Here is a 24,124-nt window from a genome sequence, read left to right as displayed (position 1 = left end):
ATAAAGGTCTTTTTTATTATCCCCGGCGACAGTTTAACCGTCGGAGACACACGTTTTTTCCCATCCCCGTGCGCTGGCTAATCACGCTGATGCCGGGAATCGAACGAGGAGGTACGCAATGGAATGGCTCACCGACCCCCAGGTCTGGCTGGCCCTGGCCACGCTGACCGCACTGGAGATCGTGCTCGGCATCGACAACATCATCTTCATCTCCATCCTGGCCGGCAAACTGCCACTCCATCAGCAGGAGCGGGCCAGGCTGGTGGGCCTGGGGCTGGCGATGTTCATCAGGATCGGCCTCCTGTTTTCCCTGACCTGGCTGATGGGACTCACCAAACCGTTCTTTTCGGTGCTGGGCAACGCGATCTCGGGGCGCGACCTGATCCTGATCGCGGGCGGCCTGTTCCTGTTGGGCAAAAGCACCATGGAGATCCACGGCAAACTCGAAGGGGAGGAGGAGTACGCCGCCTCCGGCCGTGCCGGAACCACCTTCGGCGGCGTCATCGTCCAGATCCTGTTGCTCGACATCGTTTTCTCCCTCGACTCGATCATCACGGCCCTGGGCATGGCCAACAAGCTGGCGGTCATGGTTGCGGCGGTGGTTATTGCGGTGGGGTTCATGATGCTCTTCTCGGGAGCGATCAGCGCCTTCGTGGAACGGCACCCGACCATCAAAATGCTGGCGCTCAGCTTCCTGCTCCTGATCGGCGTGTCGCTGATCGGCGATGGCCTGGACATGCACATCCCCAAGGGATACATCTACTTCGCCATGGCCTTCTCCGTCATGGTGGAGATGCTCAACCTGCGTCTCCGCCGGGGCGCGGCGCCGTTAACGCTGCATCAGCCCTACGAGGAACCTGTCGATGAAGGCACCCCATGAGTACCGAAACCCGGGGTAGTGCGGTCAGGGACGCCGTTGCGCCGCCGCTGTTTTTGAATTTTGCCCGTACCTATGGTATGGTTGAGCTATCATGAACCCACACAATCCCGACAAGAGCATCGCCGCCCGGTTTCGCTACGCCATCCTACTCACGGTGGTCACCCTGGTGGCCGAAGTCATCGGCGGCATCTGGACCAACTCCCTGGCCCTGTTGTCCGATGCCGCCCATGTGTTCTTGGACCTGTTCGCCCTGCTGCTCTCCCTGGGTGCCATCAAGCTGGCCGGCCTCCCCTCGTCCGAGACCCGCACCTTCGGCTGGCACCGGGCCGAGGTCTTCGCCTCCTTCATCAACGGGGTATCGATCTTCCTGATCGCTTTCGGCATCCTCTACGAGGCGGCCGGGCGTCTGCTGCACCCGGAGCCGGTCAACAGCCTCCCCATGTTCGTCATCGCGGTGATCGGCCTGGCCATGAACCTGATCGCCGCCTCGGCCCTCCACCGGCATTCCCACGACGATCTCAACGTGCACAGCGCCTTTCTCCACGTCATCGGCGACGCGGCCGCCTCGGTCGGCGTCATCGTCGGCGGGGTGGTCATGTACTTTTCCCACTGGTACGTGCTCGATGCCCTCATCTCCATCGGCATCGGCTTCGTGGTCTTCTTCGGAGCGTGGCGGGTATTGCGGGAATCGACCCATATCCTGCTGGAAGGGGTGCCCCGCGGGTTGAAGGTGAGCGAGATTGCCGAGAGCCTCCGCAGCGTGCCGGGGGTTCAGAATATCCATCACCTCAACGTCTGGTCCATCTGCTCCCACATTGTGGCCCTCTCCGCCCACCTGGACGTGAACGACGACTTCAAGTGGCAGCAGGCCGAGGTGATCCACGAGGTGGAACACATGCTCCTGGACCGCTACCACATCACCCATACCACCCTGCAGGTGGAATGCAGCGCCTGCCTGGCCCGGCCGATCATCAAGGACCTGAACCACGTATCCCATCACCATCACGACCACGCCCACTGACCCATAAAAAAAGGGCGCCTCTCACCGGCGCCCCACGTTTCTTCCCTTACGGTATCTGTTACAGCGGCTGCAGGTTTGAAAATTCGCCCCACTCCAGGTAGCTGCGGGGGGCTTCGATAAACTCGTAGATATTCTCCATCCTGCACAGATGCTGCTTCTCCTCCTCAGCCAGGAGTACCAGCAACTCCCGCGTGTTTTCCTCCGCTTCGGCCTTGGCCATCCCGTCCAAGAGGCCGATGATCTCTTCCTCGGCCTTCACGATATGATCAAAGGCGTCGGCATCCTGTTTGAATTCCTTGAGAAGGTCGTGGTGGTTGAGTGTCCGCCGGAAGCCGTTGATTACCTGCTCGGCCCGGTTAACCAGGGTGGTATCGGTTTCGATGCCGTGCACGTTCACCTTCAGACTCTCAAGGGTGCCCAGGTGACGTTTCTGATTGTCGGCCAGGAGGTCGAACAGCTCTTTTCGTTCGGCATCGGCGCTTTCGGCGCCGAGGGCTTCAAAAAAACGAAGGCCGTCTTCTTCAAAACGGGCCATGAATTCGATTGCGTCCATATCATTCACCTCCTCTACATGTCGTTATTATAGCACAAGAGCAGATGGAAAATGTGCAGGTTAATCAATGCCACCTTTGCTTGCGGGGGGAGGGAACGGGGGTATACTTAATGGGAATTTCGGCGCAAGGGGCCGCACCGTTGCGGTAAATGGATGAGGGACAGCTCTGTCCCGGGTATGGTGTGTCGAGCCATTCAGGAAATAGCGGGGAAGGGGGCGCAATGAAACGGATCGCACTGACGGTAAACGGGGTGAAGCGGACGTTCGGAGGTGACCCGGACATGCCGCTGTTGTGGTATCTACGGGACGAGTTGCACCTGACCGGGGCCAAGTTCGGCTGCGGCATCGGAGAGTGCGGGGCCTGCACGGTTCTGGTGAACGGCGCGGCGACCCGCAGTTGCATCACCGCGATGAAGAGCATGGCCGGAAAGAAGGTCGTAACCATCGAGGGATTGAGCGCCCGTGGCGACCATCCGCTTCAAAAGGCTTGGGAGACGTGCAACGTGCCCCAATGCGGTTATTGCCAGAGCGGCCAGATCATGCAGGCTGCCGAGCTGCTGGGGCAGAAGCCGAAGCCGACGGACCAGGACATAGAAGAGGCCATGCAGGGTAATATCTGTCGTTGCGGGACCTATCAACGTATCCGCCAGGCGGTAAAGCTGGCGGCGGGAGGTGGATCATGACCAACGTGATCCTTGTCAGCCGCCGGGTTTTTCTTGGGACCGTCTTCTCAGCCGGGGCTTTTGTCCTGTGCGCCCGGTTGCACCCCTTCCAGGCGGTGGGCGCCCTGGTGGCGGATAATCCCCAGGCGGCATGGTATCCCGGCGTGTATCTGGGCATCGAACCGTCCGGAACGGTCATCATCATTGCCCACCGTTCGGAGATGGGTACGGGCATCCGTACCGCGCTCCCCATGGTGGCGGCCGACGAACTGGATGCCGACTGGAGCCGGGTGAAGATAGAACAGGCCATCGGCGATCCCAAGTACGGTGACCAGAATACCGACGGCTCCAAATCGATCCGTGATTTTTATGAAGCGCTGCGCGATGTGGGCGCCACGGGCCGCTTGATGCTTGAACATGCAGCCGCCGCCACGTGGAAGGTGGCGGGCTCGGAATGCAGGGCCGACCATCACCGGGTGGTGCATCTCCCCAGCGGCCGAAGCCTCGGCTTCGGTGAACTGGTGGCTGCGGCCGCCCGGCAGCCGGTGCCGGCACCAGGCGAACTGCGCTTCAAGAAGCCGTCGGAGTACCGCTACGTCGGCACGGGGGTGCCTATCGTTGATCTGGCCGCCATCTGCACCGGCACGGCCGTGTTCGGATACGACACGCGGCTGCCGGGGATGCTGTACGCCTCCATCGAACGCTCGCCGGTCCTGGGGGGGACGCTCAAGTCCTGCGACGACCGGGAGGCACGCAAGGTCAAGGGGGTGAAAAAGGTGGTGGTCATGGAACCGGCGAAACCGCCTTACGCCTTCCAGGCCCTGGGTGGCGTGGCGGTAGTCGCCGACAGCACCTGGGCGGCCCGGCAGGGGCGCTCGAAGCTCAAAGTGCAGTGGGAACCGGGGGCGAATGGCACTTACGAATCGGAGAACTACAGAAAATCGCTCCAGGAAACGGCCCGCAAACCGCAGAAGGTCGTGAGAAACATCGGCGATGTGGATGCCGGGTTTACCCGGGCTGTTGCCATCCACGAGGCCGAGTATTATGCCCCCCACCTGGCCCATGCCGCCATGGAGCCACCTGCGGCCGTGGCCAACTACAAGAACGGCAAGGTGGAGGCTTGGGTTGCGACCCAGAACCCCCAGGCGGTGCAGGATGCGGTGGCCAAGGCGCTCGGCATCGCCACAAAGGACGTAACCTGTCACGTGACGCTTCTGGGCGGCGGCTTTGGGAGAAAATCGAAACCCGATTACGCGGTGGAAGCGGCCGTGCTGTCAAAAAAGGTTGGCAAACCGGTCAAGGTTGCCTGGAGCCGTGAGGATGACATCCAGTTCGATTACTACCACTCCGTGGCGGCCATGTACCTGAAGGCGGGCACGGACGGAAGCGGCCGGCCGATCGCCTGGTTGCAGCGCAGCGTGTTTCCCCCTATCGGGTCCACATTCGACGCCTCGGCGCGCTATGGCGGGGACAACGAACTGGGCCAGGGGTGGGTGGACGTGCCGTTCGCCATCCCCAACATGAGGGCCGAGAACGGGCCGGCCCAAAACCATGTGCGCATCGGTTGGCTGCGCTCCGTGGCGAACGTCTATCACGCCTTTGCCGTGCAGTCGTTTGTCGATGAATTGGCGGCAGAGGCCAGCCGCGACCGGATCGAGTATTTTCTGGATCTGTTGGGACCGGCGCGGATCATCGATTTTGGGGCCGAAGGGACGAAATTCGTCAACTCCGGCAAGCCGCTGGACCAGTACCCGCTGGATACCGGACGGTTGCGGCGCGTGGTGGAGGTCGTGGCCGATCGTTCCGGCTGGGGGAAAGGGGCGCCCGCCAAGGGGCGCGCCCTCGGCTTTGCGGCTCATCGCAGTTTTCTTACCTATGTGGCCGCAGTGGCGGATCTGGAGGTGGACAATGCCGGGAAGATCCGTATCCACCGTGTGGATGTGGCCGTTGATGCCGGGCTGGTGGTCCACCCGGAGCGGGTGAAGGCCCAATTCGAGGGGGCCGCGGTCTTTGCCGCCAGCATTGCTCTGATGGGCGAGATCACGGCGGCCGGTGGCCAGATCCAACAATCCAATTTCCACGATTATCCGGTGGCGCGGATGGGCGACGCACCGCTTGAGACGCGGGTGCACCTGATACCGAGCAGTGAACGGCCGACCGGTGTCGGTGAACCGGGTGTACCGCCGGTGGTGGCGGCTATCTGCAACGCGGTCTTTGCCGCTACCGGCAAACGGATTCGCCACTTACCCATCAGCAAGAACAAACTCGCCTGACGGCGCACAACCTTGACGGGCAGCCCCTGGCCGACGGAAAGACGTGGACCGGGGACTGCCCGTCGTTGTTCTCGTCCGTTATCGCAAATATCCGGGAGGGCCTGTTCGGGTTCCCGACTGCCTGGTTTTCCCCACATCCAGCAAAGCAGAAGAAAAGCCCCGTTCCTTTCGAAACGGGGCTTTTCCGTGGCGCGTCAATCCGGTCCCTGTTTTCTGCGACCGCCAGTTTTTCTTCAGGAGGGCTGTTCCCCGAGCATTTTTTCCATGAACCGTACTTTAGGCGGGTGATTCCCGTTTAGTACGGGGTTGCAACCTGACCGCCTTGGGGGTCACCGGACAGACATATTCGCAGGTGCCGCAACCGGTGCATTTGGTTGCATCGATCCTGATCCCTTCACCCATTACCACGGTGATGGCCTGGGGTTCGCACCGTTCGAAACAGGCGAAGCAGCCGCAGTTCTTGGCCAAACACTGCTCGTTATGGGGCACCGCCCGCATATTTTCCTCCGCGCCCGGGACGAAATCGGCGGTGTCGCGGATGGTGGGCCGTTCAGGTTCCGGCTCCTTCAGGGCGCCGCTGACCGTGGTGATCGCCTCGCCCAGGGAGTACAGGCTCTTTTTGAAAAATTCCTTGCGGCTGATGTCCATTGCTGTGCCTTTGTCTCCATTCCTCGCGTCACGCCAGGAATCTCTCCGGTGCGTTGTCTGCCATCGTACAGGAGGGCTCATCCTCTAAATATAATGGCACGAGTGGGCGTCCCAATGGTAGAAATTTTTACAGAGCTGGACAGCCAAAAACGAAAACCCCGCGGTTGCTGACTGCGGGGCTTTCGTGTCACACACGGTACGGAAGCCTAAAAACGATTCTGGACACCGCTTGGATCGGGCAGTTCCAGTTCCTTGCGGAACTTCAGCTTACCTGCCCCCCGGTCGTTGAGGTATTTGGCAAGCTCAAGATCGACCTTGGCCGGGACGCTCACTCCCGCCTGCGCCAGTGCCTGACGGAGCAGCCCTTCCGCCTTGGTGGCAAAGGCAACCGAGTCTCCCAGCACCCGCATGGACTCGCTGGGGTTGTGGAAACCTACCGAGTTCTCCGCGCCGATAAAGGTGCAGCGGTAGAAAGCCTCTTCGTAGTATTCCTTCGCCTTGTCGTAGAGCCCCTTATCGATGGTCTTGCCGGCCGCCTGGGCCTTGTGGGTCATCTCAAAGAGTTTGGCCACGGTGGCCGTTGCATAACCGGCACGGATCTGCAGGGAAACGGTACGGTCCTGGATGGCGATGACCTGGCCCTTGAGCCATTCCGGGCTCTCCGCATGGCACTGCAGGCAACCCTTCAGGCCGTTTTTCAGCGGGCTCGTGATGCGATGGTCGGATGCCTTGTGGGAACCGACCTTGGTGTACGGCATATGGCAGTCGGCACAGGACGCTCCCGCTTTCCAGTGCACGCTGTTGTTGGAGAAAAGCTCGTATTCGGGATGGCGGATGAATCCCAGCTTGAAACCGGTAACGGTCTGCTTCCATTCGCCGTACGCAGGGTCGCTCTGAATCTTCTTGATGATATTTTCGATGGTGATATTGCCGAGCTTGCTGCCCTGCCAGGGGAAGAACACCCCGGTTGAATGCATTTCCTTGTCCTTGGGGATGACATAGGTAACATGGCACTGGGCACAGACAAGGGTCCGTTTCGTCTGATGATCGAGCTTGGTGGTATCCACACCTATGTCGCGAAGGGCAGCGCCGAGGGTGAAATCCCGGGAGAGCATCAGGGACATGTCCTTGTTGTTGTGGCAATCGCTGCAGGACACGCTGAGGGTGGCGTTCTTCTGATCGGGGATCTTGGCCAGGACCTCCTTGTAGGGCGTCTTGTAGTAGTCGGGGCCCATGGTTTTCACGAGATGATTGACGTAGGGGGTCTTGCAGGTGAGACAGACGCCGCCGGCCTTGACACGCGATGCATCGATATCGAGCTGGTCCTGCACCATGTGTGAATGGCCGCGGGGCTCGTTATACCCGATGCCGAAACCCCAGCCGTTAAAGAGCAGGGCCAGATACGGATATTCGGAGAGCTTGTCGACCATGGATTTGGGGTTGTCGTTCCCTCTTTTGTATTTGCTCAGACCGGGCGTCTCCGGCGCATCGGCGGTTTTTTTCCACATTTCGTATTCGACCGGGTATGCTTTTCCCCACTCTGCCGGATCGATCGTGCCGTCCGCGATCTGTACCGTTTTCACCTGCTCGGCCTTTTGCGGAGAGCAGCCGCCGGCGAACAACCCCATACCTGCCGCAGCAACCACAAAAACCACAGTTCTCATCTTCATTGGTGTACCCCCTTTTGTTTTATATTAGAGTGTCTCTATTGCGCCGCTGCGTAAATGGGTAATGCTGCGATGGCAACTCCAGCATTTTTGTTCCGTATTGATCATGGAAACCAATTCTTCGTGGCATCTGATACAGTTTGCCTGGAGTACCTTTGCCCCATGTTCGGAAAGTGTGATCCGTTCCGGGGTGTGGCCGGAATAGAAGAAGATCGCGTCCTTCATGCCGTCGATGGACTTCCAGACGTAATGAATCGCCAGGTTCTCATTCGGCAGATGACAATCGACACAGCGGTTTCTGCGGTGCGCTCCGGCATGCAGGAAGGCGGTATGCTCGCTCTCCATGACATGGCATCCCGCGCAAAAACCGGGAGAGTCGGATTTTGCCAGTAGCTGGGGTGGTCCCACCAATAGGAACGCAACCACCAACAGCGCGACAATACCGGCAATGCCCAGGACTACCCACTGTTTCCCGTTCAAAAAACTCGACATGCTCCCACCTCCTCCCATCGCTCTCTTTTTATTTTACCCCTCTGTTGCGCATGTCCGTTCGTTTCGGGGAGTCCCCTGCGGTTGATGTTCATTGCCGTGTCTTTGCCTTTGTCCCGGATGTTTTCGCGTTCATCTCGCTCCTGACATGGCACTGGGTGCAATTGAGGCGGGTGGGGTGGGGCGTCACGGGCGCCCCCTTCACGCCGGTTTCGTGGCAGGCCAGGCACGCCGTGCCGTTGGCGCTGTCCGCCACAAAATGGGGGATCACCGGCGGCGGGTCTTCGGCGCTGCGGGCATCGGCTTCGTAGTTTTCCCGCTCCTGGGCCAACGCCGGGAGCGCCAGGGCGACAACGCAGGCGACCAGGGCCGGAATCCTGAGCAAAGCTTTCATGGATAACCTCCTACATGAATTAAGGATCGACATCTGCCACAGGGACACGGAGACACCGAGGTCCACAGAGAAAGGCACAACCTTTTCGGGGTAAACCAAACAGGAATCACTGTCTTTTGTGCCTTGCTCCTGGTTTTCTCCGTGCCTCTGTTGCTCCGTGGCAAATTGCCGTTACTTACGCCTTTTCGATCTTGACCGCGCACTTCTTGAAGTCCGGCTCACCGGAGATGGGGCAGTAGGCGTCGATGCACAACTCGTTGATCAGCTTGCCCTCGTCGAAGAAGGCCACGAAGATGTTGCCTTTTTCGGCCTTGCTGCGGCCGTTCAACTCCACCGGCAGCACAATCGAGCCGCGCCGGGAGGAGATTTTCACATTTTGGAGGTTTTGGACGCCGAGTAGTTTGGCGTCGTCGGGGTGCATCTCGCACACTGCGGCGGGGTAGGCGCGCTTGAGTTCCGGCACGCGACCGGTCATGGTGCCGGTGTGCCAGTGTTCCAGCACGCGGCCGGTGCAGAGCCAGAACGGGTACTGCCTGTCCGGCACCTCGGGCGCCGGTTCATAGGGGCGGGCCCAGATGACCGCTTTATAGTGGTCGGGCTTGTTCTTATAAAACTTGATCCCCTCCCCCTGCTTCACATAGGGGTCGTGCCCTTCGGCGTAGCGCCAGAGGGTCTCCTTGCCGTTCACCACCGGCCAGCGCAGGCCGCGGGTCGTGGCATAGGTCGCGTAGGGTGCCAGATCCTTGCCCTGCCCCTCGTTGAATTTGCGGTACTCCTCCCACATCTCCGGTTCCACCTGCTTGTAGGGAAAGAGGTTGCCGTGGCCGAGGCGCCGGGCCAGTTCCATGGTCTGCCACAGGTCGCTTCGGGCCTCGCCCGGGGCGTCCACCAGCTTGAACCACTGCTGGGTGCGGCGCTCGGCATTGCCGAAGACCCCCTCCTTCTCGACCCACGAGGCCGAGGGGAGGATCACGTCGGCCAGTTCCGTGGAGCGGGTCGGGTAGATGTCCGAGACGATCACGAAACGGCCATCCCCTTTCCGGGCGCCCGTGCGGTAGCGGCTCAGGTTGGGGAGGGATTGGAACGGGTTGGTCACCTGGACCCAGACCACCTTGATGTCGCCCCGGTCCAGGGCGCGGAACATCTCCGTGGCGTTGTAGGTCGGTTTGGCGGGGATTTTCTTGGGATCGACGCCCCATATTTTTGCGGTCTTCTCCCGGTGTTCGGGATTCGTGACCACCATGTCGGCAGGAAGACGGTGGGTAAAGGTGCCGACCTCGCGCGTCGTGCCGCAGGCCGAGGGCTGGCCGGTCAGGGACATGGGGTTTTCTCCCGGCTTGCAGATCTTGCCGGTCAGCAGGTGGACGTTGTAGACCAGGTTGTTGACCCAGGTGCCGCGGGTATGCTGGTTGAAGCCCATGGTCCAGAGGGAAGTGACCTTGCGCTTCTTGTCGGCGTACAGGTGGGCCAACTCCACGATGGTTGTGGCCGGCACGCCCGAGATAGTGGCCACGTATTCCGGGGTGTAGGGTTTGAGAAACGCCGCATACTCGTCAAAGCCGATCAGTTTCGGCTCGTCGGCGAACTTGAAATTGTCCTCCAGGCCGTAGCCGATATTCTCCTTGCCCCGTTTGAAGACGACATGTTCCTTGATGAATTGCTCGTCGTAGAGCTTGTCGCGGATGATGACGTGGGCGATGGCGTTCAGGAGCGCCAGGTCGGTCTGGGGGGCGAACCGGACGTACTGGTCGGCCATCTGGGAGGTGCGGGTGTGGCGGGTGGCGAAATCGATGATCCTGACCTTTGGGTTTTTCAAGCGGTTGTCGATCATGCGGGAGAAGAGGATCGGGTGACACTCGGCCATGTTGGCGCCCCACAGGAAGTAGGTGTCCCCCAGGTCCAGGTCGTCGTAGCACCCCATGGGTTCGTCGCTGGCGAAGGTGGTCATGAGCCCGGTCACGGCCGAGGCCATGCAGAGCCGGGCGTTGGGTTCGATGTTGTTGGTGCCGATACCCCCCTTGAAGAGTTTGCTGGCGGCGTATCCCTCGAAGACGGTCCATTGGCCGGAGCCGTACATGGCCACCGAATCGGGACCGTGCTTGGCGATGGCCTCCTTGAACTTCGAGGCGATGAGAGTCATGGCTTCGTCCCAGGAGGCCTCAACCATGGTGTCACCCTTGCGGATGAGCGGCTTGGTCAGGCGGTCCGTGCCGTAGAGGACCTTGGAGAGGAAATAGCCCTTGATACAGTTGAGCCCACGGTTGACCGGGGCCTGGGGGTCACCTTTCGTGGCGACGATCCTGCCGTTTTTGACGCCGACCAGTACGCCGCAGCCGGTTCCGCAGAAGCGGCAGGGGGCCTTGCCCCAGGTGATGCCGCTCTCCGCCGCTGCCGCATCCTTCGGTCGCAGGGGGCTCAGCGCCGCTGCGCCGGCCGCGGCAAATGCGGCCGCGGCCGCGCTGCTTTTGAGAAAATCACGCCTGGAAAGTTCCATATATTCCTCCTGTGCTGCGAAAATGCGACTTCAGGACGGCACCTGCTCCGTATCCTCGAAATTATGGTAGGCAAGCCTGACCGCCAGCACGCCCTCAACCTCGTGAAAGCCGGCAAACAGCCGTACCTCCCCATCGACCGTATCCGCCTCCAGGACGGCCACGATCTGCCCGTCCGGCAGCACGCCATGCACCTCGACGCCGTCAAGGGCGGCGAGTCGCTGGGCCACATCCTGGGCACACCCGTCAACACAGGTGACGACGACTCCTGAAACCGGCATAAATGCTCCTTGATAAGATTGTTACCTAGCGTGTGGGGGTACGAATCCAAGTGTATCACCGGAATAGTTCCTGGCAATGCGGGGGGAACCCCATCCGGAGAACAGACTTACATGGAGCGTGCCAGGGAGAGGGTTAATAAATAACTATCCGTAAGCACACATTTATTTTTGAGAGAAGGGGGAAAGTTGAGGCGGCGGGGCGGGGGAATGTTACTTTAGGGTAACATTCGCGTAACGTTTGTTACCCGTTTTCCATCTGTTTCAGTTTTTGCCACAAGGTTTTGCGGGATATGTTGAGAAGGCGGGCGGCTTCCTGTTTGCGGCCGCCGGTCTTGGCAAGGGCATCACGGATGACCTGGTGCTCGAAATCGTCGAGCGAGCGGGACAGGGGGCGGGTGTCGTTGTCGCGCCGGACCGGCGTGGTCCGGCCGCCGGCCGCGAGGAAACCGGCGGGGAGGTCCTGGGGCATGAGGTTCTCGCCGCCGCAGAGGGCGACGCCCCGTTCGATGGCGTGCTCCAGTTCCCGCACATTGCCGGGATAGTCGTAGGCTGCCAGGATATGGGCCGCCGCCTGGCTGATCCCCTTGATCGGGCGTCCCATCTTTTCCGCAAAGCGCCGCAGGAAATATTCGGCCAGCGAAATGATATCCTCGCGCCGCTCCCGAAGGGGGGGCACATGGATGGTGATGACGTTGAGCCGATAGTACAGGTCTTCCCGGAAACGCCCCAAGGCCACGAGGGATTGAAGGTCCTGGTTGGTGGCGGCGATGATGCGCACGTCCACGGCAATCTCTTTTTCGCCCCCCACCCGGGTGATGGTCCGGTCCTGGAGCACCCGCAACAGTTTGGCCTGGGCGATGGGGGGGAGGTCGCCGATCTCGTCCAGGAAGATGGTTCCGCCGTGGGCCAGCTCGAACTTGCCGCGATGGCTGGAAAAAGCCCCGCTGAAGGCCCCCCGCTCATGGCCGAACAGTTCCGATTCCACCAGGTTCTCCGGCAGGGCGGCGCAGTTGACCTTGACCACCGGCTTGTTGAGCCGCTTGCTGTGCTGCCGAACGGCCGCGGCCACCAATTCCTTGCCGGTCCCGCTTTCCCCGGTGATCAGGATGGTGGAGTCCAGGGTGGCGATGGCGGCAATGGTCTGGAAGAGTTGCAGGATGGGCTGGCTCGTTCCCACGAAATCGTTGAAAGCGTCGCCCAACCCCATCTGGTCGCGCAGCAGGCGGTTCTCTTCCTTGAGGAGTTGTTTCTCGGTGATGTCGCGGCTGACCAGGACCGCTCCCAGGTAGGAGCCCTCCGTTGCCCGTATGGGGTAGTAACTGTTCTCGAAATATTTGCCCTTGACCTCGATCACCCGCCGCGTCTGCTGGATCGACCCGTCCTTGAGGCCGCTGAGAAGTTGTTTGACCCGTTCCGCGGTGGTGGGGGAATGGATGGTGAGGATGTGGCGGCCGATGAAGTTCTCGGCCTTGATCCCCCGGATCTGCTCGGCGGTATGGTTGATAAAGGTCAACCGGTCCTCGGCGTTGATGAAGATGACCCCCTCTCCCATACTCTCCAGGATCGCCCGGTGGATGGTCGAGATATCCGGTGCTGCGCCCATGATGCCTCCGTTCGAAATCGCGTTACAAAATGGTAACATAGTTCGCGCCGTGGTGCAGCAAAAATGATCCGGCTGCCGGTGTTGACCTTTTGGAAAATAATGGTATGGTGGGTTAAAGATAAAAATTATCCTGTTTGTGCCGAGGAGGGAAACCATGTCGCTGGAAGGGAAGAAGGCCCCCGATTTCAACCTGGAGGGGAGCGACGGCGTGCGCCACAGCCTGAAGGAGTATGCCGGAAAGACGGTGGTCCTGTATTTCTATCCCAAGGACAGCACCCCCGGCTGCACCAAGGAGGCCTGCGGTTTCAGGGATGACTATACGAAGCTCGCCGACCGGGGGATCGTGCTTCTGGGGGTCAGCAAGGACAGCATCGCCTCCCACGGAAAATTCATCGCTGCCCAGGGGTTGCCGTTTGTGCTGCTGTCCGACCCTGATACCGCCATGATGCAAGCCTACCAGGCGTTTGGAGAGAAGGTCATGTACGGCAAAAAGACTACCGGCACCATCCGCTCCACCGTGGTTATCGGCCCGGACGGCGTGGTGCGGAAGCACTGGGCCAAGGTTGCCAAGGCGGAACAGCACCCGGCCGAGGTGCTTGCGTTTATCGAACAGGACAGGACGCTTTCTTTATCCTGAATCCGTGACACCTTCACGGCTTCTCTCGCTCCGCATGCCTCAGTCCCGGCAGTGTCGGCCGTGCCTCCACCGTGGCGGAGGGCGCACGGCACAGTTGGCATGGTGCCTCATGAGCGACGCTGGACCCCGGCATGTCGCTCGCTCCGCCGTTCAGGCGTCACAAATTCAGGATAAAGAAAGGGAGATGGAGCGCAACGGCTTCACCTCCCTTTCGTTTGGGCGACTTGCCGGGGCAAGCTACATTTTGGGCAGGAAGAAGAACAGGGACAGGGAGAGCAGCGCCAGCACCCACATGCCGGCCTTGACCTCGGCCGCCCGGCCGGTGAACAGTTTGAGCAGGACATAGGTGATCATCCCGGAGGTCATGCCCACCCCGATGTTGTAGGTGAAGATCATCAGCACCACGGTCAGAAAGGCCGGGATCAGCTCGGTAAAATCGTCGAAGTTGAGCTGGGTGATGGGGCGGATCATGAAGGAGCCGATCACGATCAGGGCGATGCCGTAGGCGTGGGGCGGCACGATGGTGAAGAGCGGGGCGAAGAACAGGGAGAGGGCGAACAGCGCCGCCACCACCAGGGCCGAAAAACCGGTGCGCCCCCCCTCTTCGATGCCGGCGGCCGATTCGATGTAGGCGCCGGTGGTGCTGGTGCCCAGGAGCGGCGCCGCCATGGTGGCCAGGGCATCGGCCAGCATCGGTCTCTCGATCTCCGGCAGGTTGCCATTCTCATCCAGCAGGTCGGCCCGCATGGAAAGGCCGATCAGCGTCCCGACCGTATCCAGGAAGGCCATGATGAAGATGACCATCACCACCGGAAAGAAGTGCGGTTGCAAGGCGCCGACGATGTCCAGCTTGAACAGGATCGGGGAGAGGGAAGGGGGAAGGCTGACGAACTGGGTCGGCAGGGGGGTGATGTGCAGGGCGATGGAGCCGATGGTGGTGGCGATGATGCCGATCACCAGGGCGCCGCGGACGCGGCGGGCCATCAGCACCACCACCAGCAGGAAACCGGCCATGGCCAACAGCACCGACGGCTGGGAGATGTTGCCCAGTTTGACCGGCGCGCCCGGAACCCCGAGTACCACCAGCCCGGTTTCGGTGAGGCCGATAAAGGTCAGAAACAGGCCGATGCCCACGGCAAAGCTGGCCTTGAGCGACAGGGGGATCGATTCCGCCAGCCAACTGCGTATCTTGAAGACCGTCAGCAGGGTGAAGAGCACACCGGCGATGAAGACGGCCCCCAGGGCCACCTGCCAGGGATAGCCCATCACCTTGACCACCACAAAGGCGATAAAGGCGTTCTCGCTCATGTAGGGTGCGATGGCAAAGGGACGCCGCGCCCAGAGGGCCATGATCACGGTGCCGATAACCGCCGCCAGGATCGTGGCCGTAACCGACGGCCCCTTGGGGATGCCGGCGTTTTCCAGGATGGCCGGGTTGACGATGATGATGTAGGCCATGGTCAGGAAGGTGGTGACCCCGGCCAGGGTCTCCTGGCGATAGCTCGTCTTGTGCTGCTCGAACTGGAAAAAGTTTTTCATCTACAAGCCTTTCACCGCATAGATTCCCGGCGCATTGCGCCAATACCCTTTATAGTCCAGGCCGTAGCCGAACAGGAAGCGGTCTTCGGTTTCCATGCCGGTGAAGTCGGCCCGGAAACCGGGGGAAACCTTGCGGTCGTGACGTTTGTCCACCAGGACCGCCATCAGCACCCGGGCTGCCCCCTGCTCGCGGCAGTAGTCGGCAATGGCGGCCAGGGTAATGCCTTCGTCCAGGATATCGTCCACGAGCAGCACCGTTCTGCCCCGCAACTCCTGGCGCGGCCGCACGATCCAGTTCAGGCCCGCTCCCGCTGTCTCATGGCCGTAGCGGGTGGCGTGGCAATACTCGATCTCCAGGGGAAACACCAGCTTGGTCACCAGTTGTCCGGCAAAGATCAAGCCGCCGTTCATGACGCAGAGCACCACCGGGTTTGCTTCCCTGAGCTGGTCCGTAATCTCGCCCGCCAGCCGCCCGATGGCCGCTGCCACGCCCGCCTCGCCAACCAGCAGGTCGGCCTCCGTCAACACCTGGTTCGCTTCATCTACCGTCATGACACATCCTTTCGTTGTGCCCCCACCACGCGCTCGATACCGCCGGGGTCGCACGCCGTTATGGGGTGATCGTACTCTTGTGTTTTTTTGAATAATTCAGCAACCGCCGGGGCCTGGCCGATCCCCACCTCCACCAGCAGCCAGCCGGACGGGTTCAGATGCGCCGGGGCCCCGGGGATCAGAATTCGGTAGAGGTCCAGCCCGTCCGCGCCGCCGTCAAGGGCGCCACGGGGATCGAAGTCCCGCACCTCGGGCTCGAGTCGGTCGATATCGGTGCTGGGTATGTAGGGAGGGTTGGATACTATCAGGTCGAAGCTGCGTCCGGCCACCGGCTCCAGGAGCGAACCGGCCAGGAATTCCACCGTTGCCCCGTTGCGCTCGGCGTTGCGTCGCGCCATCTCCAGGGCTGCGGGGGAGATGTCGATGGCGGTTACGGCCGCATTGGGCAGGCTATGGGCCAGGGCAACGGCGATACAACCGCTGCCGGTGCCGATGTCCAGCACGCTCCGCGCCTCGGGACTGCGGGCCAGGGCCTCCGTTACCAGGGTTTCCGTGTCGTGGCGGGGGATGAGCACGTCCGGGGAGACCTCGAACTCCAGGCCGCAGAACTCCTGGGTGCCGAGGATGTGCTGAAGCGGTTCGCGCCGGGCCCGGCGGGCCACCATGGCGCGAAATGCAGCCAACTCGTCATCGTTGAGCGGTTTGTCGAAATGGAGATAGAGCCCGACCCGGTCCAGGCCGGTGGCGGCACACAGCAGCCATTCCGCTTCGAGACGGGCGTTTTCGATGCCTTTTGTGCCCAGATAGTCTTTGGTCCAGGCAAGGACCTTGATGGTTGTCCACTGTTCCTGAGGTGCCATGTCGCCATTCCGAAAAGAATGGGCGGATACTAACCTATTCTGCGGCTATGCTCCACAAAAAAAGAGGCGCGGGCGGCGTTGAATGGTCGCGGCCGCCTTTCATGCCGCCGGAGGCTCCAGTGGTGGGACCCTACACCATGAGCACGCCGGCCGGCAGGAAACGTGGCTGAACATCCGCCGGGCAATCGGAGAGGCGAAACGAGTAGCGGCACTTGGGACATACCGCCCGTTCGGGCTCATGGAGCGCCACCTTGCGCGATACGGTGCTGACAAAGCCGCAGGAGATACAGGAAATCGTTGCCAGATTCTCTTCCACCAGCCATCCTCCTTAAAAAAACTTTCCGGGATGTTCCCCTTTTGCGTCCCTTGGAACGCCTGGGCTCTTCCTGTTGCCAGGGGTGCCTGATGTGGTCCTCTCAACATACATGCCATGTCTATAAAGCATAATGTTATTGCATGCTTGTTTGGGATGATGCGGCCTCATGCCGCACGGGGCGTGGTTTGGGGAGCGTGAAAGTGGTAATTTTTTTAACATTTTTTAAGTAACACAACGATATCAGTGCGTTGCTAGCGTGGCAAAGTGTTATTTTTTTTAACATGCCTGGAAATAGCCTGTAATATCAGTGATATATGTATGCAAGAAAAGTGTATTGCCTTTGATCTGTTTCTGCCGGGCCGACATTACTGGTTCTGGGCACGCATGTGGCACCGCTGAAAAAAGAATGTTTAATTTTACGCCGCAGTGTGTTAAACAGCCACTTTACAGGACAAGATCCGAATTTCACGCATCAAGGAGGTTGCAGATGTCCGAGCAGAACCCGCACGTCATGCTGGAAACGTCCAAAGGCTCCATCAAGATCGAGCTGTTCAGTGATAAGGCGCCAATAACTGCAAAGAATTTTCTTTCCTACGTTCGTGAAGGCTATTACGACGGGTTGATCTTCCACCGGGTCATCAAGGATTTCATGGTACAGGGCGGTGGTATGAGTGAAAACCTGGAACAGAAAAAGCCCAAGTTCGCCATCAAGAACGAGGCCGACAACGGCCTTTCCAACGAGCGCGGCACCCTGGCCATGGCGCGTACTTCCGTGGTCGATTCCGCTACTTCCCAGTTTTTCATCAATGTGGTGGACAACTCCTTTCTCGACCACCGGGGCAAGCAGCCGGACCTCTACGGTTACTGCGTCTTTGGCAAGGTACTGGAGGGCATGGAGGTGGTTGACGAGATCCGCACCGTCAAGACCGGCACCAGCAGGGGCCATTCCGACGTCCCCGTGGAGCCGGTTTTCATCGTGTCGGCCAAGGTCATCGAATAACGCCTGTTTTCAAGTACGCCCGTTGGCACTGTCGCCCCGTTTCCCTACCGGAATCGGGGCGTTTTTTTGTCATGAGTCGTTGAGTGAAATTGCATTCTTGAAACTGTATACAATATGAGCTACAGTATGGCTCCCGCTAACGCAGACGCAGGTAACGCCTACATCAGATAGAGGAGGGGAGTACAACATGAGCGACGATCAGGTCTGCTATACCTTTGATGCTGCCGTGGAGATGGCCATTGAAATGGAGAACGAGGGCTTTCGCAACTATCTTGCCGCCATCCGCAGGTTGACGAATAAGGGCGCGCGGGAACTCTTGCGCGATAATGCGCTGGACGAACTCGACCATAAGCATCAGTTGGAAAAGGCGTTGCTGGAAGGGCGCATGGAGGGTGGCGAGGCTCTTGATAAGCCGATCCCCACCATGCACCTGGACTATGTCTTCAAAAAACAGGAACTGGGCCCCGAGTCGGGTGTGCGGGAGGCGTTGGTCTACGCCATTCATCTGGAAAAAGGGGCCGTCGATTTTTACGGCAAGGTCGCATCGGGGTGCAGCGGCGCCCCCATGGGGCAGCTCTTTCAACAGCTTCTCAAGGAAGAGAGCCGCCATTTGCAGGCATTGGAAGATCTCTACGAACAGCACTTCATGACGGAAAACTGATGACAGGCGGGGCATGGTGATGCCCACACTCATACCATCCTTGCCAAGGGACGCCGGGCGGCAGCCAATTTCCGCCAGGTGTCCCTTTTTCTTTGCTTTCGGTGCTGGAATCTATATAATAACTCATTTAAATGTAGTCACGTGGGCATGTCTCACTTGAAAGGAATATACGCAATGAGCGAGACCGTAAGCAAAAAAATGCTGATCAATGTCATGCATCCCGAAGAGACGCGGGTGGCTATCGTGCACGATGGCCGCCTGATGGAACTCAATATCGAGATCAGCGGCAAGGAACAGACCAAGGGCAATATCTACAAAGGGGTCGTGCTGAGGGTTGAGCCCGGCCTCCAGGCCGCCTTCGTCGATATCGGGCGGGCCAAGCCGGGTTTTCTCCAGATGGGGGAATTACATCCCGACTTCTGGCAGTGGCGCGACGATGTCCCGGAGGATCAGCGCAAGCGCCGTCCCCGCATCCAGGAAGTGCTGCGCCGCGGCCAGGAATTGGTGGTACAGGTGGAAAAGGACGAGCGGGACAACAAAGGTTCGGCCCTGACCAGCTACATTTCCCTTCCGGGACGCTACATGGTGATCATGCCGGGTAGCGATTCCACCGGCATCTCCCGCAAGGTCGAGCAGGAGGGCGAACGCAAAAAACTGAAGGAGATCGTGGCCGGCCTGAATGTCCCCGAAGGGATCGGCTACATCATTCGCACCGAGGCGGTCGGGCGCGCGCCGGAGGAGTTGCACAAGGACCTGGAAAACCTGCTGGAGCTGTACGCAGATATTAAAGCGCGGGCAGCAGAGATCAGCGGGGCGGGCGAAGTCTACCGCGACAGCGGGCTGATCATCCGTTCCATCCGTGATTACTTCTCCGACGACATCGATGAGGTGCTCGTCGACAGCAAGGACGCCTACCGGGAGGCCAAGGAGTTCTTCCGCGAAACCATGCCCAAGTGCGAAAAGAGGGTCAAACTCCACAAGGAGAAACGCCCCATATTTTCCCGCTTTCAACTGGAAGAGCAGATCGACCAGATCTACGAGAAGCGGGTCGCGCTTCCCTCCGGCGGCTCGTTGATCATCGAACCGACCGAGGCGCTGGTCAGCATCGACGTCAACTCGGGCAAGTCCAGCGGCGAGCGGGGGATTGAGGATACCGCCTACAAGACCAACATGGAGGCCGCCGAAGAGGTGGCGCGCCAACTCCGGTTGCGCGACTTGGGCGGCCTGATCGTGATCGACTTCATCGACATGCGGGAACGGAAGCATAATGCCGATGTTGAGAAGGTCCTCAAACATGCCCTCAAGATGGACAAGGCCAGGGTCAACCTGGGGAGGATCTCCGAATTCGGCATGCTGGAGATGTCGCGCCAGCGCATCGCCAAGACGCTCAACGACGCCATTCACCTGGCGTGCCCCCACTGCGAGGGGCGCGGCAAGGTCAAGTCGGTGGAGGCCATGGCCGTCTCGTTCCTGCGCAAGGTGCATGCCGCCGCGGCCAAAGGGACCGTGGCCGAGGTGCGCGGCTCCCTGCCGCTGGAGGTTGCCTATTACCTGCTGAATCGCAAGAAGCGGGATCTGACCCAGATCGAAAACGATTACGAGATCGAGGTAACGGTGAAGGGGAAACCCTCCTTTACCATGAACCAACTCGAACTGGAGACCGTCAAACGGGAAAAACCGCGCATGGAGGATGTCCGTGCATCCGAGGCCGAAGCTGCCGAGGCGCCGAAACAACCGGAACCGTCGGAACGGAAGGTTGACCGGCCCGAACCCGCACGGGCTGAAGAAAAGGCGGTCGAGGGCGTCGTTGCCGAAGGTGGCAAGAAACGCAAACGTCGCCGCAAGAAGAAGAAACCAGCCGGAGACGGGGCAGTCGAGGCGGTAGCCGTTGCCGCCGAATCCCCGGCAGCGGAAGGGCGCCCGGAGGAATCGCGGCAGGAAGCCGCTCCATCGGCTGAAGCTGCGCGTGATCAGGAAGAAGACGCCACGCTGGAAACCCCGGCCAAGAAAAAGCGCAAGCGCCGCCGCCGTAAAGGGGGCAAGGCGCAGGATGGGGAAAACGCGGAAACAGCGGCGCCAATGGCTGAGGCAGTGGAAACCGCCCCGGTGGCGACCGCTGAACAGGTTGCACCGGTGGAGCCCGAAGCGGCAGCGGTCCCCAAAAGGTCCCGGCGGGGCAAGACGGCCCGGGCGGTCGCGGAGGCCGCCGTCACACCGGTTGCCGTGGCAGCGGATGTTGCCGTCCCGACCGCTGGTGTCCCGGCAGGGGAACCGGCGCCCGAAAAGCGCGCCAAGCCGCGCCGCACTACTCGTAAGGTCAAGAAGGAGGACGAGGCGGCCATCGTCCAGCCCGCGGCCGTTGCCCCCGAACCGCCCGTTGCGGATAAGACCGAGGCGGCTCCGGAGACGGAAAAACCCAAGCGGGCCAAAGTCCCCCGTACCCGGAAGAAGAGCGAGCCGACGCCGGCAGCGGTAGATGCCGCCCCTGTAGAAGCGGACCTTGGGGCGACGAAACCGGCGAAACCACGCCGGGCTCCTGCTAAAAAGGCCGTCAAGGCCCCTGTTCCATCCGAGGCGGTGGTTGAGGAAGTCGTTGCACCGAAAAAACGCGCGAGCCGTTCCCGGAGCGTCAAAAAGGACGAAGGAGACCAGTAGCGTCCCCGTGCGGTTCGTCCCCGCACAGGATAGTAACCGCCTATGGCGGGGCTTGACGGCCGCTTCCTTTTTTTCTTGACCTGACAGGATGTTGGCGATATTTTTACCAGTCTTGCCCCACCGAATCCCGGATATGTTGCTCACGAAAGGCTGAAAAAATACCATGGAAGAACTCAGCGAACTCCTGCTTCAGAGACGGCGCAAGGTTGATGCCCTCTGGGAGGCCGGAGTCAATCCCTACCCCAATGATTTCAAACCGTTGCATACCTCGGCCGATGTGGTTGCCGCCTACGGCGACACGGAACAATTCGATGCCAGTGGTGAACAGTACATCGTGGCTGGTCGCATGCTTGCCCGACGTTCCTTCGGCAAGGCCGCCTTCATCCAGCTCCAGGACCGCAAGGGGCGCATCCAGGTCTATGTCAAAAAGGACGAGGTCGGCGCAGAGGCCTTTGAAACCTTCGAATCCTTTGACATCGGCGATATCGTCGGTATCGAGGGATTTCCCTTTCGCACCAAGACCGGCGAATTGTCGCTCCATGCAAAACAGATTCGTCTCCTGGTCAAATCGCTGCACCCGTTGCCGGAAAAGTTCCACGGGCTCACCGACCTGGAAACGCGTTATCGCCAACGGTACGTGGATCTCATCGTCAATCCCGAAGCGCGCGATGTCTTTATCAAGCGCTCCCGGATCGTCAACCTGATTCGCGGTTTCATGGCTGGTCGCGACTTCCTGGAGGTCGAGACCCCCATGATGCATCCGATCCCCGGCGGCGCCACAGCCCGGCCATTCGTTACCCATCATAACGCCCTGGACATGCAGCTTTTTCTGCGCATTGCCCCCGAACTCTACCTGAAACGCCTGGTGGTGGGTGGCCTGGAAAGGGTCTTCGAGATCAACCGCAACTTCAGGAACGAGGGGATCTCGGTGCGCCATAACCCCGAGTTCACCATGATGGAGTTCTATCAGGCCTACGCCACCTATGAAGAACTGATGAATTTCACTGAAGAACTCTTCTGCCATGTGGCCCAGGAAATTCTCGGCACGCTGGATTTCACCTGCCAGGGAAACGAGATCAGCTTCAAGCGCCCCTGGAAACGCCTGACCGTTCGGGAGGCGATCCTGGAGCATGGTGATGTCGATGCCAAGCAGTTGGACGACCGCGATCTGGCGCTGGCCTATGCCCGCGGCCTCGGCCTCGATCTTCCCCAGGACATCGGCTACGGCAAGCTGGTCATGGAAATCTTCGATGAGGTGGTCGAGCACAAGCTGATCCAACCGACCTTCATCACCGCCTATCCGACCGAGGTGTCGCCACTGTCGCGCAAGAACGATCATAACCCCGATATCGTCGACCGTTTCGAGTTGATCATCGGCGGCCGCGAGATCGCTAATGCCTTCTCGGAACTGAACGATCCGGTTGACCAGAAGGAGCGTTTCCTCTCCCAGGTGGCCGAGAAGAACAAGGGGGACGAAGAAGCCCATTACATGGATGAGGACTATGTCCGCGCCCTGGAGTACGGCATGCCCCCCACGGCAGGCGAAGGTATCGGCATCGACCGTCTGGTGATGCTCTTGACGGATTCCGCATCGATCCGCGACGTGATCCTGTTTCCCCAGTTGCGGAAGGAAATGAAATAGGCGATGCCCTTCGAGCTTTTTATCGGATTGCGCTATCTGAAAGCCAAGCGCAAATCAACATTCATTTCTATCATCACCTTCATTTCCACCGCAGGGGTCGCCCTTGGCGTCATGGCGCTGATCGTGGTGCTGGCGGTCATGACAGGCTTTGAAGAAGACTTGAAGGAAAAAATCCTCGGGACCAATGCCCATGTGGTGGTCATCCGCAGCGGTGCCCCCATGGATGATTACCAACAAGTCATGGCGAAGCTCAAGCGTTTCAAAGGGGTGCAGGCGGCCACGCCGTTCATCTACAACCAGGTCATGCTGTCGTCGGGCAAGAATGTCTCCGGAGTGGTGCTGCGGGGGATCGATGTCCAGTCGGACCGCCTGGTAACCAAGCTGAGCAAGTCGATCGTCGAAGGTTCCATCGACAAACTCGACCCGGTCATGGGGGCGGGCTCCGACGGCAAGCCGGGGCTGGTGGTAGGCAAAGAGTTGGCCAAGCACCTGAACCTGTTCGTGGGCGACACGATCAACGTCGTCTCCCCCATGGGAAACATCACGCCCTTGGGTATGATGCCCAAGATGAAGCCGTTTCGCGTGGTGGGGATTTTCAATACCGGCATGTTCGAGTACGACTCAACCCTGGCATACGTCAGCCTGGCCCAGGCCCAGGCCTTCTTCGACCTGGGGGATACGGTCACCGGCATCCAGCTCAAGGTGGATGACGTCTATCATACCGGAGAACTGGCGCGCGCCATCAACCAGACCATGGGGGGCGACTACTATGCCCGGGACTGGATGCAGATGAACCGCAACATCCTCTTTGCCCTGAAGACGGAGAAGATGGTCATGTTCATCATCCTGACCCTCATCGTCCTCGTGGCGGCCTTCGGCATCGCCTCGACCCTGTTCATGGTGGTTATGGAGAAGACCAGGGATATCGCCATCCTCAAATCCATGGGGGCCACCGGTCTCAGCATCATGAAAATATTCGTCCTGGAAGGGCTGATCATAGGCGTCATCGGCACCATCTTGGGCGTTGCCTCGGGGCTCCTCATCGCCCTCAATCTTGAGCCGATTATCACCGTCATCGAGAAGGTCACCGGCCTGAATTTTTTCAGCAAGGACGTGTACTACCTGGACCATTTCCCGTCGATGGTCGTGCCGTCGGATGTGGTCCTGATATCGGTGACCGCGGTGCTGATTTCGTTCATCGCCACCCTGTACCCATCGTGGCAGGCGTCCAGGATGCTGCCCGCCGAGGCGTTGCGCTATGAGTAGAAAATGTGAATTTTTTTCAACCCGCTGCGTTTT

22 protein-coding genes are annotated in these 24,124 nt (G+C 60.1%); 10 read left to right on the top strand and 12 right to left on the bottom strand.

The window, feature by feature from the left end; genetic code table 11:
* Window positions 1-118 precede the first annotated feature (118 nt).
* On the top strand, window positions 119-880 hold the full coding sequence (locus tag ET418_RS07600; RefSeq protein WP_149307003.1) for a TerC family protein: 762 nt from the start codon (window positions 119-121) through the stop codon (window positions 878-880).
* A 91-nt stretch (window positions 881-971) separates the two neighbouring features.
* Window positions 972-1,901, top strand: a complete 930-nt coding sequence (locus ET418_RS07595; RefSeq protein WP_149307002.1) for a cation diffusion facilitator family transporter — start codon at window positions 972-974, stop codon at window positions 1,899-1,901.
* A gap of 58 nt (window positions 1,902-1,959) precedes the next feature.
* On the opposite strand, the gene ET418_RS07590 is transcribed toward ET418_RS07595, so the two are convergent.
* The gene (locus ET418_RS07590; protein WP_149307001.1) at window positions 1,960-2,454 is read right to left on the bottom strand and encodes a ferritin family protein; all 495 of its coding nucleotides are present in this window, start codon (window positions 2,452-2,454) and stop codon (window positions 1,960-1,962) included.
* 221 nt (window positions 2,455-2,675) lie between these two features.
* Between ET418_RS07590 and ET418_RS07585 the strand changes: the two genes are divergently transcribed.
* Together ET418_RS07585 and ET418_RS07580 are read left to right on the top strand one after the other, a co-directional pair.
* Window positions 2,676-3,137 (top strand): (2Fe-2S)-binding protein, encoded by a 462-nt coding sequence (locus ET418_RS07585; RefSeq protein WP_149307000.1) that lies wholly within the window; start codon window positions 2,676-2,678, stop codon window positions 3,135-3,137.
* Window positions 3,134-5,389 carry a xanthine dehydrogenase family protein molybdopterin-binding subunit gene (locus tag ET418_RS07580; protein WP_149306999.1) on the top strand — a complete coding sequence of 752 codons (2,256 nt, stop codon included), beginning with the start codon at window positions 3,134-3,136 and terminating at the stop codon, window positions 5,387-5,389. The genes ET418_RS07585 and ET418_RS07580 overlap by 4 nt, the downstream gene beginning before the upstream one ends.
* A 276-nt stretch (window positions 5,390-5,665) precedes the next feature.
* On the opposite strand, the gene ET418_RS07575 is transcribed toward ET418_RS07580, so the two are convergent.
* From ET418_RS07575 to ET418_RS07545, 7 genes are all read right to left on the bottom strand, one after another.
* Window positions 5,666-6,037 carry a 4Fe-4S binding protein gene (locus tag ET418_RS07575; RefSeq protein WP_188055406.1) on the bottom strand — a complete coding sequence of 124 codons (372 nt, stop codon included), beginning with the start codon at window positions 6,035-6,037 and terminating at the stop codon, window positions 5,666-5,668.
* Between the two features lie 206 nt (window positions 6,038-6,243).
* Window positions 6,244-7,707, bottom strand: coding sequence for an ammonia-forming cytochrome c nitrite reductase subunit c552 (locus ET418_RS07570; protein ID WP_149306997.1), 1,464 nt, complete (start codon window positions 7,705-7,707; stop codon window positions 6,244-6,246).
* 24 nt (window positions 7,708-7,731) lie between these two features.
* On the bottom strand, window positions 7,732-8,196 hold the full coding sequence (gene nrfH / locus ET418_RS07565; protein WP_149306996.1) for a cytochrome c nitrite reductase small subunit: 465 nt from the start codon (window positions 8,194-8,196) through the stop codon (window positions 7,732-7,734).
* A gap of 88 nt (window positions 8,197-8,284) precedes the next feature.
* The gene (locus ET418_RS07560) at window positions 8,285-8,587 is read right to left on the bottom strand and encodes a hypothetical protein (RefSeq protein WP_149306995.1); all 303 of its coding nucleotides are present in this window, start codon (window positions 8,585-8,587) and stop codon (window positions 8,285-8,287) included.
* Between the two features lie 175 nt (window positions 8,588-8,762).
* Window positions 8,763-11,081 carry a molybdopterin-dependent oxidoreductase gene (locus ET418_RS07555; RefSeq protein ID WP_149306994.1) on the bottom strand — a complete coding sequence of 773 codons (2,319 nt, stop codon included), beginning with the start codon at window positions 11,079-11,081 and terminating at the stop codon, window positions 8,763-8,765.
* A 30-nt stretch (window positions 11,082-11,111) separates the two neighbouring features.
* Window positions 11,112-11,360 carry a chaperone NapD gene (locus tag ET418_RS07550; RefSeq protein ID WP_149306993.1) on the bottom strand — a complete coding sequence of 83 codons (249 nt, stop codon included), beginning with the start codon at window positions 11,358-11,360 and terminating at the stop codon, window positions 11,112-11,114.
* Between the two features lie 241 nt (window positions 11,361-11,601).
* The gene (locus ET418_RS07545; RefSeq protein ID WP_149306992.1) at window positions 11,602-12,963 is read right to left on the bottom strand and encodes a sigma-54 interaction domain-containing protein; all 1,362 of its coding nucleotides are present in this window, start codon (window positions 12,961-12,963) and stop codon (window positions 11,602-11,604) included.
* Window positions 12,964-13,117: 154 nt separating this feature from the next.
* Here ET418_RS07545 and ET418_RS07540 point away from each other — a divergent pair, with 154 nt between their 5' ends.
* Window positions 13,118-13,600, top strand: coding sequence for a peroxiredoxin (locus ET418_RS07540; RefSeq protein ID WP_149306991.1), 483 nt, complete (start codon window positions 13,118-13,120; stop codon window positions 13,598-13,600).
* Between the two features lie 237 nt (window positions 13,601-13,837).
* Here the strand turns inward: ET418_RS07540 and ET418_RS07535 are convergent, their stop codons facing one another.
* From ET418_RS07535 to ET418_RS07520, 4 genes are all read right to left on the bottom strand, one after another.
* Window positions 13,838-15,139 carry an NCS2 family permease gene (locus tag ET418_RS07535; protein ID WP_149306990.1) on the bottom strand — a complete coding sequence of 434 codons (1,302 nt, stop codon included), beginning with the start codon at window positions 15,137-15,139 and terminating at the stop codon, window positions 13,838-13,840.
* Window positions 15,140-15,691: a hypoxanthine-guanine phosphoribosyltransferase gene (locus tag ET418_RS07530; RefSeq protein WP_149306989.1), complete on the bottom strand. Its 552-nt coding sequence runs from the start codon at window positions 15,689-15,691 to the stop codon at window positions 15,140-15,142. It lies immediately after the preceding gene.
* The gene (gene prmC / locus ET418_RS07525) at window positions 15,688-16,551 is read right to left on the bottom strand and encodes a peptide chain release factor N(5)-glutamine methyltransferase (RefSeq protein ID WP_149306988.1); all 864 of its coding nucleotides are present in this window, start codon (window positions 16,549-16,551) and stop codon (window positions 15,688-15,690) included. The genes ET418_RS07530 and prmC overlap by 4 nt, the downstream gene beginning before the upstream one ends.
* 130 nt (window positions 16,552-16,681) lie before the next feature.
* Window positions 16,682-16,867: a hypothetical protein gene (locus tag ET418_RS07520; protein WP_149306987.1), complete on the bottom strand. Its 186-nt coding sequence runs from the start codon at window positions 16,865-16,867 to the stop codon at window positions 16,682-16,684.
* 487 nt (window positions 16,868-17,354) lie between these two features.
* Between ET418_RS07520 and ET418_RS07515 the strand changes: the two genes are divergently transcribed.
* The 5 genes from ET418_RS07515 to ET418_RS07495 all read left to right on the top strand — a co-directional run bounded on the left by ET418_RS07515 (window position 17,355) and on the right by ET418_RS07495 (window position 24,091).
* A complete protein-coding gene (locus ET418_RS07515) occupies window positions 17,355-17,867 on the top strand; it encodes a peptidylprolyl isomerase (RefSeq protein WP_149306986.1) in 513 nt (170 codons plus the stop codon).
* 187 nt (window positions 17,868-18,054) lie between these two features.
* Window positions 18,055-18,528, top strand: coding sequence for a ferritin-like domain-containing protein (locus tag ET418_RS07510; protein ID WP_149306985.1), 474 nt, complete (start codon window positions 18,055-18,057; stop codon window positions 18,526-18,528).
* Between the two features lie 174 nt (window positions 18,529-18,702).
* Window positions 18,703-21,183 (top strand): Rne/Rng family ribonuclease, encoded by a 2,481-nt coding sequence (locus ET418_RS07505; RefSeq protein ID WP_149306984.1) that lies wholly within the window; start codon window positions 18,703-18,705, stop codon window positions 21,181-21,183.
* A 163-nt stretch (window positions 21,184-21,346) separates the two neighbouring features.
* A complete protein-coding gene (lysS, locus tag ET418_RS07500) occupies window positions 21,347-22,825 on the top strand; it encodes a lysine--tRNA ligase (protein ID WP_149306983.1) in 1,479 nt (492 codons plus the stop codon).
* A gap of 3 nt (window positions 22,826-22,828) precedes the next feature.
* The gene (locus ET418_RS07495; RefSeq protein ID WP_149306982.1) at window positions 22,829-24,091 is read left to right on the top strand and encodes a lipoprotein-releasing ABC transporter permease subunit; all 1,263 of its coding nucleotides are present in this window, start codon (window positions 22,829-22,831) and stop codon (window positions 24,089-24,091) included.
* The last annotated feature ends 33 nt before the right edge of the window (window positions 24,092-24,124 follow it).

It is taken from the genome of Oryzomonas rubra (assembly GCF_008369015.1).
Lineage (GTDB): Bacteria > Desulfobacterota > Desulfuromonadia > Geobacterales > Pseudopelobacteraceae > Oryzomonas > Oryzomonas japonica.
The sequence above is the reverse complement of the archived record's forward strand: the minus strand, read 5'-3'. Positions and strand labels throughout refer to the sequence as shown.

What these genes read in the sequence shown, in the direction of transcription:
- ET418_RS07545 (WP_149306992.1), bottom strand. Translation starts at nt 12,963, where the DNA reads ATGGGCGCAGCACCGGATATCTCGACCATCCACCGGGCGATCCTGGAG.
- ET418_RS07555 (WP_149306994.1), bottom strand. Translation starts at nt 11,081, where the DNA reads ATGGAACTTTCCAGGCGTGATTTTCTCAAAAGCAGCGCGGCCGCGGCC.
- lysS (WP_149306983.1), top strand. Translation starts at nt 21,347, where the DNA reads ATGGAAGAACTCAGCGAACTCCTGCTTCAGAGACGGCGCAAGGTTGAT.
- nrfH (WP_149306996.1), bottom strand. Translation starts at nt 8,196, where the DNA reads ATGTCGAGTTTTTTGAACGGGAAACAGTGGGTAGTCCTGGGCATTGCC.
- ET418_RS07515 (WP_149306986.1), top strand. Translation starts at nt 17,355, where the DNA reads ATGTCCGAGCAGAACCCGCACGTCATGCTGGAAACGTCCAAAGGCTCC.
- ET418_RS07585 (WP_149307000.1), top strand. Translation starts at nt 2,676, where the DNA reads ATGAAACGGATCGCACTGACGGTAAACGGGGTGAAGCGGACGTTCGGA.
- ET418_RS07495 (WP_149306982.1), top strand. Translation starts at nt 22,829, where the DNA reads ATGCCCTTCGAGCTTTTTATCGGATTGCGCTATCTGAAAGCCAAGCGC.
- ET418_RS07530 (WP_149306989.1), bottom strand. Translation starts at nt 15,691, where the DNA reads ATGACGGTAGATGAAGCGAACCAGGTGTTGACGGAGGCCGACCTGCTG.
- ET418_RS07510 (WP_149306985.1), top strand. Translation starts at nt 18,055, where the DNA reads ATGAGCGACGATCAGGTCTGCTATACCTTTGATGCTGCCGTGGAGATG.
- ET418_RS07570 (WP_149306997.1), bottom strand. Translation starts at nt 7,707, where the DNA reads ATGAAGATGAGAACTGTGGTTTTTGTGGTTGCTGCGGCAGGTATGGGG.
- ET418_RS07535 (WP_149306990.1), bottom strand. Translation starts at nt 15,139, where the DNA reads ATGAAAAACTTTTTCCAGTTCGAGCAGCACAAGACGAGCTATCGCCAG.
- ET418_RS07600 (WP_149307003.1), top strand. Translation starts at nt 119, where the DNA reads ATGGAATGGCTCACCGACCCCCAGGTCTGGCTGGCCCTGGCCACGCTG.
- ET418_RS07590 (WP_149307001.1), bottom strand. Translation starts at nt 2,454, where the DNA reads ATGGACGCAATCGAATTCATGGCCCGTTTTGAAGAAGACGGCCTTCGT.
- ET418_RS07560 (WP_149306995.1), bottom strand. Translation starts at nt 8,587, where the DNA reads ATGAAAGCTTTGCTCAGGATTCCGGCCCTGGTCGCCTGCGTTGTCGCC.
- ET418_RS07550 (WP_149306993.1), bottom strand. Translation starts at nt 11,360, where the DNA reads ATGCCGGTTTCAGGAGTCGTCGTCACCTGTGTTGACGGGTGTGCCCAG.
- ET418_RS07505 (WP_149306984.1), top strand. Translation starts at nt 18,703, where the DNA reads ATGAGCGAGACCGTAAGCAAAAAAATGCTGATCAATGTCATGCATCCC.
- ET418_RS07580 (WP_149306999.1), top strand. Translation starts at nt 3,134, where the DNA reads ATGACCAACGTGATCCTTGTCAGCCGCCGGGTTTTTCTTGGGACCGTC.
- ET418_RS07595 (WP_149307002.1), top strand. Translation starts at nt 972, where the DNA reads ATGAACCCACACAATCCCGACAAGAGCATCGCCGCCCGGTTTCGCTAC.
- ET418_RS07540 (WP_149306991.1), top strand. Translation starts at nt 13,118, where the DNA reads ATGTCGCTGGAAGGGAAGAAGGCCCCCGATTTCAACCTGGAGGGGAGC.
- prmC (WP_149306988.1), bottom strand. Translation starts at nt 16,551, where the DNA reads ATGGCACCTCAGGAACAGTGGACAACCATCAAGGTCCTTGCCTGGACC.
- ET418_RS07575 (WP_188055406.1), bottom strand. Translation starts at nt 6,037, where the DNA reads ATGGACATCAGCCGCAAGGAATTTTTCAAAAAGAGCCTGTACTCCCTG.